The 11,571-nt window shown below is 69.2% G+C and carries 12 protein-coding genes; 4 read left to right on the plus strand and 8 right to left on the minus strand.

Annotated elements, in window-relative coordinates:
• The first annotated feature begins 99 nt into the window (after positions 1 to 99).
• The 4 genes from ACTMTF_RS38275 to ACTMTF_RS38290 all read left to right on the plus strand — a co-directional run bounded on the left by ACTMTF_RS38275 (position 100) and on the right by ACTMTF_RS38290 (position 3,733).
• Complete coding sequence (locus tag ACTMTF_RS38275; RefSeq protein ID WP_397016477.1) at positions 100 to 384, plus strand: hypothetical protein; 285 nt, start codon at positions 100 to 102, stop codon at positions 382 to 384.
• Between the two features lie 503 nt (positions 385 to 887).
• On the plus strand, positions 888 to 1,814 hold the full coding sequence (locus tag ACTMTF_RS38280; protein ID WP_441115029.1) for a mechanosensitive ion channel family protein: 927 nt from the start codon (positions 888 to 890) through the stop codon (positions 1,812 to 1,814).
• A 9-nt stretch (positions 1,815 to 1,823) separates the two neighbouring features.
• The gene (locus ACTMTF_RS38285) at positions 1,824 to 2,204 is read left to right on the plus strand and encodes a globin (RefSeq protein ID WP_397016473.1); all 381 of its coding nucleotides are present in this window, start codon (positions 1,824 to 1,826) and stop codon (positions 2,202 to 2,204) included.
• 17 nt (positions 2,205 to 2,221) lie between these two features.
• Positions 2,222 to 3,733, plus strand: coding sequence for a glycoside hydrolase family 13 protein (locus tag ACTMTF_RS38290; protein ID WP_441115030.1), 1,512 nt, complete (start codon positions 2,222 to 2,224; stop codon positions 3,731 to 3,733).
• On the opposite strand, the gene ACTMTF_RS38295 is transcribed toward ACTMTF_RS38290, so the two are convergent.
• The 8 genes from ACTMTF_RS38295 to ACTMTF_RS38330 all read right to left on the minus strand — a co-directional run bounded on the left by ACTMTF_RS38295 (position 3,726) and on the right by ACTMTF_RS38330 (position 11,489).
• Positions 3,726 to 4,901, minus strand: coding sequence for an MFS transporter (locus ACTMTF_RS38295; protein ID WP_441115031.1), 1,176 nt, complete (start codon positions 4,899 to 4,901; stop codon positions 3,726 to 3,728). The genes ACTMTF_RS38290 and ACTMTF_RS38295 overlap by 8 nt on opposite strands.
• Before the next feature lie 37 nt (positions 4,902 to 4,938).
• On the minus strand, positions 4,939 to 5,319 hold the full coding sequence (locus ACTMTF_RS38300; RefSeq protein ID WP_441115032.1) for an acyl-CoA thioesterase: 381 nt from the start codon (positions 5,317 to 5,319) through the stop codon (positions 4,939 to 4,941).
• A 96-nt stretch (positions 5,320 to 5,415) separates the two neighbouring features.
• On the minus strand, positions 5,416 to 5,832 hold the full coding sequence (locus ACTMTF_RS38305) for a hypothetical protein (protein ID WP_441115033.1): 417 nt from the start codon (positions 5,830 to 5,832) through the stop codon (positions 5,416 to 5,418).
• A 30-nt stretch (positions 5,833 to 5,862) separates the two neighbouring features.
• Positions 5,863 to 6,372 (minus strand): VOC family protein, encoded by a 510-nt coding sequence (locus ACTMTF_RS38310; RefSeq protein WP_441115034.1) that lies wholly within the window; start codon positions 6,370 to 6,372, stop codon positions 5,863 to 5,865.
• A 139-nt stretch (positions 6,373 to 6,511) separates the two neighbouring features.
• Entirely contained in the window at positions 6,512 to 8,176 is a 1,665-nt protein-coding gene (gene ettA / locus ACTMTF_RS38315) for an energy-dependent translational throttle protein EttA (protein WP_441115035.1), read from the minus strand.
• Positions 8,177 to 8,391: 215 nt separating this feature from the next.
• The gene (locus tag ACTMTF_RS38320; protein WP_441115036.1) at positions 8,392 to 9,684 is read right to left on the minus strand and encodes a GGDEF domain-containing protein; all 1,293 of its coding nucleotides are present in this window, start codon (positions 9,682 to 9,684) and stop codon (positions 8,392 to 8,394) included.
• Between the two features lie 91 nt (positions 9,685 to 9,775).
• A complete protein-coding gene (locus ACTMTF_RS38325) occupies positions 9,776 to 10,276 on the minus strand; it encodes a helix-turn-helix domain-containing protein (protein WP_441115037.1) in 501 nt (166 codons plus the stop codon).
• A 583-nt stretch (positions 10,277 to 10,859) separates the two neighbouring features.
• The gene (locus ACTMTF_RS38330) at positions 10,860 to 11,489 is read right to left on the minus strand and encodes a single-stranded DNA-binding protein (RefSeq protein WP_441115038.1); all 630 of its coding nucleotides are present in this window, start codon (positions 11,487 to 11,489) and stop codon (positions 10,860 to 10,862) included.
• Between the last annotated feature and the right edge of the window lie 82 nt (positions 11,490 to 11,571).

Raw genomic sequence — 11,571 nt, forward strand, 5'->3', positions numbered from 1 at the left:
AATGCGACTCCCCGAGGGTCCGGGGGCCTCGTTGCGCGCACCGCTGACATGAGTCATGTTTGGCCCACCAGCATCGATTCTCTGAGGAGGGGACGAAAGGTGGGGGACGACAACTTCGGACATCTGGAGCGCCTGGTGTCGGAGCTCGACGCCCGTGGGTTCATCGCACGAGTGGTCCGGACCCAGAGCGGCCGGCTGTTCGTCCGGGTGATCAACCCGAAGGCGACCAGCCTGTCCGAGAACGTCACCTGTCGGCCGGCCAAGGTCGCCGAGCTCCCGGACTGGTGGTACTGCTGGTCCTGGGGCGAGCGGATGCACACGGTCGAGGACCCGGCTGGTGCGGCGACCAAGGTCGCTCGCGTGCTCGCCGCAGTGGGAGAGTGACGACGCGGTGATCCGGGTGGAGCGCAGCCACCACGGCTCACCGCGACCACCGCGGCTTCACGAGGTCGGCGGGGTGGCCGGTGCGGAGGGTTCCCTGCTCGCAGGGGCCCTGGCCATCCCGCCGCCTCCGATTTCGTCACGCGTTTTCGTCACCGAGAGTGACCGTATGGAGAGACTCGCTCCCGGGTTCGCCCGCGGAGCGCTTCGGGGGCCCCCTCCCGGAAACGGCACGGGACACGCTTCCGGGTGCGTGTCCCCGCCGAGCCGTCCGTCATCGGAGCGTCAGGCTCCGCCCTCCGCGGCCCAGGAGCCTGACGACCCCGTCTTCCCCGGCGTGATGTGACGGCGGCCGGTTCGGTCGGCGGTATCTTTTGGGTGCGGAATACGGCCCCCCCATACCGCCGACCGAACCGCTTTCGAGGAGGACCCGTCCAGTGTCACTGCTGGCTACACCGGCACCGTCGCAGACACCCCCGGCATCCGAGCTCCCCAGCTTCGGCGATGTGAGTGGTCAGATAGCGGACCTCTGCTCGAACGACACGGTCCTCTGCTCCACCCTGGCCGGGTTGTTCAACAACGCCACGTGGGCCCCGCTGGTGGCCAGCCTGATCACCGTCGTGCTGATCCTGGTGCTCGGGTTCGTGATCCGCAACGTCGTGCACCGGCTGATCACCCGGGTCGTCTCCCGCACCGCGGCCAGCGGCCCCCTCGCCAGCCGCTTCCGCAGGGGCGCGCCGGCCGAGGGCATCGACGCCCTCCTGCGTGAGCGCCGCAAGCAGCGCGCCGAGACCATGGGCTCGGTGCTCAAGCATGTAGCCACCATCGTCATCATCGGCACGACCCTGCTGACCGTGCTGGACCGCCTGACGATCCCCATCGCCCCCTTGCTCACCAGCGTCGGCATCCTCGGCGTCGCCATCGGCTTCGGCGCGCAGGAGCTGGTCAAGGACTTCATCGCGGGCATGTTCATGCTGCTCGAGGACCAGTACGGCGTGGGCGACGTGATCGACACCGGGACGGCGGTCGGCACCGTCGAGGCGGTCACCCTGCGCGTCACCCGGCTGCGTGACGCCGACGGCCGCGTCTGGTACATCCGCAACGGCACCATCACCCGCGTCGGCAACGAGTCGCAGGGCTGGTCGCGCGCCTACATGGACGTCCCCGTCGCCTACACCAGCGACGTCGCCACCGTGCGGGTGCTGCTGGAGCATGTGGCCGAGGAGATCTGGGCCGACACCGAGTTCCGGGAGGCGATGATCGTGGAGCCGCCGGAGGTCTACGGCGTGGAGCAGCTGTCGGACAGCATGCTGGTCTTCCGGCTGTCGGCCAAGACGCTGCCCGCCAAGCAGGCCGAGGTCGCGCGGGAGCTCCGGCTGCGGGTGAAGTCGGCGCTGGACTCCGCGGACATCGCCATGGTGCCCACCGCATAGGCTGGGGCCGTGACTGAGACCTCCTTCTACGACGCCGTGGGTGGCGAGGAGACGTTCCGCCGTCTCGTGCACCGTTTCTACGAAGGGGTGGCCGACGACCCGCTGCTGCGCCCTCTCTACCCCGAAGAGGACCTGACGGGGGCCGAGGAGCGGCTGCGCGGATTCCTGATCCAGTACTGGGGCGGGCCCAACACCTACAGTCAGCAGCGCGGGCACCCGAGGCTGCGCATGCGGCACGTGCCGTTCGTCATCGGCCAGGCCGAGCACGACGCCTGGCTCAAGCACATGCGCGATGCCGTCGACACGCTGGAGCTGACGGAGGAGCAGGACAAGAGGCTCTGGGACTATCTGGTCTACGCCGCCCAGAGCCTGGTGAACTCACCGACATAGCGGGCAGAAAACGCCACATGGATATCCCCTGGTGGCGTGATGCCGTCGTCTACGAGATCTACGTACGCAGCTTCGCCGACGCCTCGGGAGACGGCGTCGGCGATCTGGCCGGCGCCAGGGAGCGCCTGCCCTACCTCAAGCGACTGGGCGTCGACGCCATCTGGCTGACCCCGTTCTACACCTCTCCCATGGCCGACGGCGGCTACGACGTGGCGGACTACCGCGACGTCGATCCGCTGTTCGGGACGCTGACCGACTTCGACGCACTGGTCGCCGACGCGCACGCGCTCGGTTTGAAGGTGCTCGTGGACGTCGTGCCCAACCACAGCTCCAGCGAGCATCCGTGGTTCCAGGCCGCGCTGCGGGGTGAGGGCCGCGATCGTTACATCTTCCGCGACCGGCCGAACAACTGGCAGTCCACCTTCAGCGGCCCGGCGTGGACGAAGCTGCCGGACGGTTCGTGGTATCTGCACCTGTTCGCGCCCAGCCAGCCGGACTTCAACTGGCGCAATCCCGAGGTGCGCGCGGAGTTCCTGGACATCCTGCGGTTCTGGCTGGACAGGGGCGTCGACGGGTTCCGCATCGACGTGGCGATGGGGCTGTTCAAGGCGGAGGGGCTGCCGGACGTCCAGGACCAGTCCTTCAAGGCCGCCTCGCCCGTCTGGGGCCGGCCGGAGGTGCACGGCGTCTACCGCGACTGGCGCAAGCTGCTGGACGGCTACCCGGGTGAGCGGATGGCCGTCGGCGAGGTGTGGACCGACAGCCCCGAGGACCTGGCCCGCTACGTACGCCCGGACGAGCTGCACCAGAGCTTCAACTTCGCCTGGCTCCTCGCACCCTGGTCGGCGACCGCGTTCAGGGAGGTCATCGACGACACTCTGGCGACGGTCCCGTTCGCCACCTGGGTGCTGTCCAACCACGATGTCGTACGGCACCGCACGCGTTACGACACCGCCGACCCTGGCACCGGACTTTCACGGGCAAAAGCCGCATTGCTCACAATGCTCGCACTTCCCGGGTCGGCATATCTCTACCAAGGGGAGGAACTAGGCCTCCCTCAGGTAGAGGATCTTCCACCGGAAGCACGCCAAGACCCCGTCTACATCCAGTCGAAGGGCGAACTGCCCGGCCGCGACGGCTGCCGGGTGCCGATTCCGTGGTCGTCCAGCGGCACCTCCCACGGCTTCTCCCCCCGGGGCGTGGCGCCCTGGCTGCCGCAGCCGGATTCCTTCGCGGTGCTCAGCGCGGACCGGCAGGCCGGTGACCCGGACTCGACGCTGGAGTTCTACCGGCGCGCCCTGGCCTGCCGCGACACACTCGTGCGGACCGTCCCGTACGAGCTGGAATGGCTGGACTCCCCCGAGGACGTGCTGGTCTTCGCGCGCGGCTCGCTGGTCTGCGCGCTCAACTGCGGCACCGAGCCCGTACGACTTCCGCCGCACGAGCGCGTGCTGCTGGCCAGCGGCCCGCTCGACGGCCGGAGCCTGCCGCCCGACCAGGCGGTCTGGCTGCACCGCGAGGTCACGTAGGGGCCGCGTTCGACCCGTCGCGCTCGCCGCGGACCGGGATGACGGGCACCGAGATCAGCATGCACACCAGCCCCGCCGCGAACGCCGCCCAGTAGCCCACGCCGGTGATCAGCAGCCCGGCCAGCGGCGCCACGGCCAGGACCACCGAGTTCTGGACGGTGTTGTGGGTGCCGAGCACGCGGCCCGCCGCGGCCGGGCCGGCGAGCTCGCCCGCCGCGAGGTAGGCCAGGCCGTTGCCCGCCACCGTGATCAGCGAAGCCAGCGCCAGCATCGCGACGCCGAGCCAGGATCGGGTGAAGGAACCCAGCACCAGCAGGGCCAGCACCCCGAGCGCGACCAGGGTGAGCAACCGCAGCGGCGCCATCCGCAGGCCCGTCACGTCGGACCAGCGGCCCACCGCGACCCGGATGACCGCCCCGCCGACGGCCGCGAAGCCGAACAGCTGCCCGGCCTCGACGCCGTCCCAGCCGTACACGCCGACCAGGCAGGCCACACCGTACGTGCCGACCACGACCTGCGGCACCACCTGCAGCGCGCTGGTGGCGTGCACCCGCCACAGCGCGGGCTGCCGGTAGGGAGAGGCGGCCGGCCCGCCGCCCGCCCGGCCGGCGGCGTGCGGCGGGTCGGCCAGGAAGACGGCGGCCAGCACCGCCGCGAGCAGGCAGGTGCCCGCGCAGACGATCAGCACGCCGGAGATGCCGTGGGCGCGCGCGACCGGCGGCAGGATGAAAGCGGCCGCGGCCATGCCGAGCGTGTAGGAGACCTGGCGCACGCCCATGGCGACCCCGCGCTCCGGCGGCAGGAACCAGCGCAGCACGATCCGGCCGCCGCCGACCAGCGCGGCACAGCCCGAGGCGCCGGCCAGGGCGAGCAGCGCGACCACCGCCCAGATCTGCTCGACGAAGGCCACCGCGGCGAACAGCACGGCCGCCAGACCCACACCCAGGCCCAGCACCAGGCGCTCGCCGTATCTGTCGGCCAGCGCGCCCCAGGCCACCAGGGCGAACAGGATGCCGATGCCGGGGGCGTTGCCGATGATCCCGGCCACCGGCAGGGACACGCCGAAGTGCCGTTGGAGGTCGGGGATGACGAGCGGCAGACCGGACAGCCCAAGGGTGACGCCGGCGTGCGCGTTGACCCCGAGGCCGAGCATCACCCAGCGCCTCATGTCACGATTTTTCATGAGCGAGGCAGCTTTTTGGGGATCAGTCGCTGATGAAGCGACGGAGGTACGACCTCTCGTCGGCCGTGAGCCTGCGCGGCGCCTCGCGCTCCACGTCGTAGGCCGCGAGCACCGACTTGGCGGTCACGTACAGCCCCTCTTCGTCGCGGATCTCGTACTCCAGCGTGAACCGCACCGCCCGGAGGTCCGTCACCCACGTCTCCACCCTGACCGGCTCGGCGCGGAAGCCGAGCGGCCGCTTGTAGTCGATTTCGTGCCGGGACACCACCAGGCCCTTGAACGGGGTGTCCCCGGCCTTCTGCCGATCGACGTACAGCATTCCCAGGCGGGCGTCTTCGAGGTAGTCGAGGAAGCGGACGTTGTTCACATGACCCTGTGAGTCGATGTCCGCGAATCTCACCATGCGAGGGAAGACGTGACGCTGTGCGAGGGAGTGTTGAACCACGGGGGCAACCGTACCGGTTCGTCCTGGGCGCCCCTGCTCCGGGCCCTTCAGGGGTCACTCCCGTACGGTGAGCGGGTCGAGGCGGCGGATCAGGGTCAGCACCGTGACGGTGAACCGATCCAGCGGGTCGCCACCCGAGACGATCAGCACGGCGTTCCGCCGGACCCACGCCCTGCCACGGGCGCGGCGGATCAGCTCGAAGCCGGGCGGCCCGTCGCCGTCGATGACCAGCCTGACCAGGTCACGCCGCTCCCACGCGCCGTCGAGCCAGGTGCGCGCGCCGGCGATGAGCGACTCGACCGGGTCCTCGACCCCCGACTGCTGGGCCCGCGCCACACTTGGCGGACGCCCTGCTCGTGGGCGGCCGGCGACGCTCGCCTCGGCGAACCCGTGCTCACCGAAGACCTCCCGCGCCGCCTGCGGCATGCCCTTACAGGTCTGCGCCGTCCGGCTTGAGGGCTTGCGTGCCATGGGAAATCGTCATGCTCGGCGTTCTGATTCTCAGGGGCTGGACACACCGTTGCCGTTGCGCCCACGCCCTTCGAGCACCTCTTCCAGCGTCGGGCGAGGCTCGCCGCCCCACGGTCCGGGCTGGGCCAGCTGGATCAGCACACCGTGCGCCTCCTTCGGATGCAGGAACACCTCCCGCCAACGCGGATCGGTCACGTTCAGCCCGTGCAGCCGATATCCCCGCGCCGACATCAACGCCACGGCCGCGTCGAGGTCGCTCACATGGAAGTTGAGATGGTGAACCCCACCCCGGCCACGGGTCAGCTCGAAGAAGCTGTCGAAGAAGGTGGACCCGGCCAGCGGCTCCATCAGCTCGACCTTGCTCCCGTTGGCGTAGGTGAGTTGCAGGCTCCGGAACCCGCTCGCCCGGTTGTCGCCACCGCCGCCGAGATGCACGCCGCCGAGCAGGTCGCGGTAGACGGGCAGCAGATCCCTGATGCGGGGCGCGGCCACGGCCGTGTGATCGAAGGCCACCTCGATGCCGTCCAGTTCCAGATCCACGCGGGCTCCTCCGGTAGCTGATCCTAGAACTTTAATCTAGCCAGCAGCCGTCGGCCCTCAAGGGGTCACCCAGAACGCGGAATCCCGCACGGCGAGTTTCTCCGTACGGGATTCGGCTTACGACGTCTTAGTCAGTGGATCAGTCGCGGTGCAGCTTCCGGTACGTCACCCGGTGGGGACGGGCGGCGTCGGCGCCCAGACGCTCGATCTTGTTCTTCTCGTAGTCCGCGAAGTTGCCCTCGAACCAGAACCAGTTGGAGCCCTCTTCCCACGCCAGGATGTGGGTGGCGATGCGGTCGAGGAACCAGCGGTCGTGGGAGGTGATGACCGCGCAGCCCGGGAATTCGAGCAGCGCGTTCTCCAGGGACGACAGGGTCTCGGTGTCAAGGTCGTTGGTGGGCTCGTCCAGCAGCAGCACGTTGCCGCCCTGCTTGAGGGTGAGCGCCAGGTTGAGCCGGTTGCGCTCGCCGCCCGAGAGGACTCCGGCCTTCTTCTGCTGGTCGGGCCCCTTGAAGCCGAACGCGGCGATGTAGGCGCGGGACGGCATCTCGACGTGGCCGACCTTGATGTAGTCGAGTCCGTCGGAGACGACCTCCCACACGTTCTTGCCCGGGTCGATGCCACCACGGCTCTGGTCAGCGTAGGAGATCTTGACCGTGTCTCCCACGACGATCGCTCCGCCGTCGGGCGTCTCATTGCCCATGATCATGCGGAACAGCGTGGTCTTGCCGACGCCGTTGGGGCCGATGATGCCGACGATGCCGTTACGCGGCAGGTCGAACGTGAGGCCCTCCATGAGCAGCCGGTCGTCGAAACCCTTGGTGAGGCCGTCGGCGGTGATCACCGTGGTGCCCAGGCGCGGGCCCGGCGGGATCTGGATCTCTTCGAAGTCCAGCTTGCGATGCTTGTCGGCTTCGGCCGCCATCTCCTCGTAGCGCTCGAGGCGGGCCTTGCTCTTGGTCTGGCGGGCCTTCGGGTTGGACCGCACCCACTCCAGCTCGTCCTCCAGGCGCTTCTTGCGCTTGATGTCCTTCTGCCCTTCGACCTTGAGCCGCGCGGCCTTGGCCTCCAGGTAGGTGGAGTAGTTGCCTTCGTAGGCGTAGGCGCGCCCCCGGTCGAGCTCCAGGATCCAGGTCGCGACGTTGTCGAGGAAGTAGCGGTCGTGGGTGACGGCCAGGACGGTGCCCGCGTACTTCTCCAGGTGCTGCTCCAGCCACTGCACGCTCTCGGCGTCGAGGTGGTTGGTGGGCTCGTCCAGCAGCAGCAGGTCTGGGGCCTCCAGCAGCAGCTTGCACAGGGCGACGCGACGGCGCTCACCACCGGACAGCATGGTCACGTCGGCGTCCGGCGGCGGGCAGCGCAGTGCGTCCATCGCCTGCTCGAGCTGGCTGTCGAGGTCCCACGCGTTGCGGTGCTCGAGCTGCTCCTGCAGCTTGCCCATCTCTTCCAGCAGGGCGTCGCTGTAGTCGGTGGCCATCTGCTCGGCGATGTCGTTGTAGCGCTGGAGCATCGCCATCGTCTCGGCGACGCCTTCCTGCACATTGCCGAGGACGTCCTTCTCCTCGTTGAGCGGGGGCTCCTGCTGGAGCATGCCCACGGTGAAGCCCGGCATCAGCTTGGCGTCACCGTTGGACGGGTGCTCCAGGCCGGCCATCATCCGGAGCAGCGTCGACTTTCCGGTGCCGTTCGGCCCGAGGACGCCGATCTTGGCTCCTGGCAGGAACGACAGCGTGACGTCGTCAAGAACGACCTTGTCGCCATGGGCCTTGCGGACGCGCTGCAGCGTGTAGATGTACTCCGGCATGGTATCTAGCTTAGGGGCTCTCGACCCGGGCTTCCGCCGCCCACCTCCCCACCGCGACCCACCCGCCTCACAACCCCTCCGCAAACCCTGCCCAACCTTCCACCGCCCCTCCACCTTCCACCGCCCTTCGCAGACAAGAACAGCGGGGCGGATCGGAAAGGTCTGCCGGCGGGACCGGTCATAGACCTCAGGTGGGACCTCCCCGCAGAACCCGCTCAGGCGGGGGTTTCTCCTGGCAGGCGGGGTGGGGGTGAGGGGACGGCTGGGATGCAGACGCGGTTTCGGCCGAGTTCCTTGGCTCGGTAGAGGGCCAGGTCGGCCGCTGCCAGGAGCTCGATCAGGTCGTCGCCGTGGACGCTCATCAGGGCGACGCCCGCCGAGACCGTCACCGTGATCACCGCCTCGTCGACGGGGACGGCCATCCGGCCGATGCGGGTGCGCAGCCGCTCGGCCACCCGGCGGGCTTCGGGAAGGTCCGCCCCGGGCAGCAGGACGACGAACTCCTCACCGCCGAAGCGCCCCACCACGTCGTATTCGCGCACCAGGTTGCGGAGCATCCCGGCCACGCCGATGAGAACCTGGTCCCCGGCGAGGTGGCCGTGGGCGTCGTTGACCCGCTTGAAGTGGTCGATGTCGATGATCAGGAGGGCGAGGGTCTGGCCGGTGCGCCTGGCCCGGACGATCTCGGTGTCGGCCTCGCGCTGCCAGGCGGCGGCGTTGAGCAGGCCGGTCTTGGCGTCGGTGCGAGCAGCGGCCTGCAGCTGCGCGTGCAGCAGGCTGCGCTGGAGCAGGACGACCGGCGGAAGTGTGAGGAGGAGGAGCATGAGGTTGAGGTGGCAGCCGATCGCCACAGTGATGCCGAGGCACAGCTCCACCACGTCCAGCAGGATGTTCTCCCGGTTCCACAGAACCTCTCGCCAGCGGGAGTCGGGATCCGCCATGTGGGCCGCGACGGCGACGAGCGCCGTGTTGATGAGGGCGAAGAGCAGGGCGGCGGCGACCGCGTACAGGATCGGGACGGCGCTGCCGTGGGACAGCACTCCCGGGTCGGGCACCAGCCGGTGGAAGGCCACCGAGGCGGCGCAGCCGGCGAGGCCGATCGCGGCCGAGCTCAGCACCCGCCGGTGCAGGACCGTCGCGCGGACCCGCACCTGCAGCAGCATCTGCAGCACGATCGGCGCCAACAGGGCGTAGACCGGCGGCAGCAGCAGCGCGACCGGCAGCCACCAGGCCGAGAGCAGGTCACGTGAGACCCCGGCGGGCATGCCGAGTCGTCTGGTGGCCTCGATGCAGACCGCACCACAGCTCATCAGGGCGACGAAGGTCAGCACGTCCGGCAACCGGACCTCGGTGGCGGATCCGAACAGCACGATCGCCGCGAAGTCGAGCATGACGATGACGCTGATGTAGGCCACGAGCGACCGGCGCTGGCCGAGGAACGGCCAGCGACCGGCCAGCGTTGACACACCGTCGCGGGGTTTCGTCGAGGCGTGACCGGCTGTCACCATCCCGCCTCCCTCCTCACTAACGATGTTCGACTTCTCCCCGCCGTGAAGGGCGGGGATCTCCCGTCTCGCGGCGGGGTGTTCACTGCTGCTTCTACGCCGCTTGCGCGGTGGAGGTTTCGGGCGGCGCCAGGGTCGGGATCGCCTCGCCTGGTCTTACCTGCCCTGCACAGTCGTTTCGGGTGCCCGCCGGCCCGGCGGCCACGTCCTTCATCCACCTCACGTCGTTCAGGCCGTTCGAGTGGTCGGGGCTGTTCTGGGTCTTCAGGCGGATGCCTTCGGCCAGGATGTCGAGCGCTGCGGCGACGTCACAGTCGTGGTGCTCACCGTAGGAGAGGCAGTCCCAGGCGCGGACGGCCATGCTGATCTTCCCGATTCTCCAGCCGCAGCTATGGCAGTTCTCGTGGGCCACGTCCAGATCCCTTGGCGACTGCTGCAACCGCGTACCGCTGATCCGCGCCCGGTCGGCCGTCCACGCCGCCTTGCGCCGGGCGAGCGCGTCGTTCCACACCGCCCGGAGACGCCCGAACAACCGAGCCGAGGACCCCCGCTGGGACGCGTCCGGATACAGCCGATAGCTGTAACGCAGCTTCACCGCACACCACCCCTACACGACGCGTTCCCCACTAAGGGTAATTCTTTGCATACGTTTAGTGAACTCGAACATATTAACGCCCCATCCATGATCACAGCAGGCGAACACCGAAGCGGCATACATCGACCAACGGCACCGACTCACGCGACCGTCCATGTCCTACGCCACGCACTTCCGGATGGCTCACCTACCGGCGAGCCATCCTCCGACCGGAACGGCACCCATCCCCGACCCGAAGTGAGGCCGGAGCCTTGTGCGAACCCTCGGTAACACAATAGTTGCGGAGTGTGCGATGTGCGATGGGAACCGATACGTTGGGCGGAGCGACCACATGTGTCATGTGGTCGGTAATAGGACACCGCTCACTCCGCGAGCGGAGCCATTCGGGAAAGGAGCACACATGGTGCGGGGCGTTACCTGGACCTGACAGCTGCCCTGACCGTCTTCACGGGCAACACCATCGGCCGCTTCTCCGGACGCTTCAGCCGCCGCTTCACCGGCCGGTGCCCCCTCCGCCCTTCTCCTCCGACGGCACACCCGCGCCCAGCCGTGATGCGCACCGTCGGCGACTCCCCTCCGGTGACTATGCCGCCGCGCGCTCCTCGGTGGGCCATTCGGCGTCTTCGCCGTCCTTGTCGTCGTCCGCGCCGAGAATGCGGATCGTGGCGCTCTCGGGCACCGGCCCGTCGGCCGCGGAACGCTCCGCGGTCACCGCGGCGCTCGACACGGGATCCGGCACCGGTTCGAGAGCGCCTCTGCGTCCGCCGGGGCGGGCCGCGCCCAAAGCCCAGTCGCGGGTCTCCTCGTCCAGACGCTCGCGCATCTCCCTGCTCACCGCGGCGGCGGCGCCGCCACGCTCCGGCTTGGCGAAGGTGCCGGTGCCCCAGCGCAGATCGTGGCCCACCGAGCTCGCGTCCACCTCCGGCATGAACCGGCGCTCACCCTCCTGCTCGAACTCGCGGATGCGGAGCTTGCCGGAGACCACGACGGGCTGCCCGACCCGGACCGAGTGCGCGACGTTCTCGGCCAGGGCGCGCCAGCACCGGACCGCGAAGCAGACCTTCTCCCCGTCGACCCACTGGCCCAGCTTCTTGTCGAAGTAGCGGTGCGAGGTGAGGACCCTGAGGGAGGTCACCTTGACGCCGTCGTCGAAGGTGTGCTGCCGTGGCTCCGCTGCGACGTTGCCGGTGAGCGTGATGTAGATGTCGTTCATCCCGTTGCCTCCCATGCGGCGGGCCGTACGCCCGCGACCTGGACACACGGTGCCCCAGGCGTCCGTCCTCCCGGGCGACCGA

Source organism: Nonomuraea sp. ZG12, assembly GCF_052068115.1.
Taxonomy (GTDB): domain Bacteria; phylum Actinomycetota; class Actinomycetes; order Streptosporangiales; family Streptosporangiaceae; genus Nonomuraea.

Coding starts and splice junctions, on each gene's coding strand:
- ACTMTF_RS38290 (WP_441115030.1), top strand. CDS start 2,222: ATGGATATCCCCTGGTGGCGTGATGCCGTCGTCTACGAGATCTACGTA.
- ACTMTF_RS38330 (WP_441115038.1), bottom strand. CDS start 11,489: ATGAACGACATCTACATCACGCTCACCGGCAACGTCGCAGCGGAGCCA.
- ACTMTF_RS38300 (WP_441115032.1), bottom strand. CDS start 5,319: ATGGTGAGATTCGCGGACATCGACTCACAGGGTCATGTGAACAACGTC.
- ACTMTF_RS38295 (WP_441115031.1), bottom strand. CDS start 4,901: ATGAGGCGCTGGGTGATGCTCGGCCTCGGGGTCAACGCGCACGCCGGC.
- ACTMTF_RS38320 (WP_441115036.1), bottom strand. CDS start 9,684: ATGGTGACAGCCGGTCACGCCTCGACGAAACCCCGCGACGGTGTGTCA.
- ettA (WP_441115035.1), bottom strand. CDS start 8,176: ATGCCGGAGTACATCTACACGCTGCAGCGCGTCCGCAAGGCCCATGGC.
- ACTMTF_RS38305 (WP_441115033.1), bottom strand. CDS start 5,832: ATGGCACGCAAGCCCTCAAGCCGGACGGCGCAGACCTGTAAGGGCATG.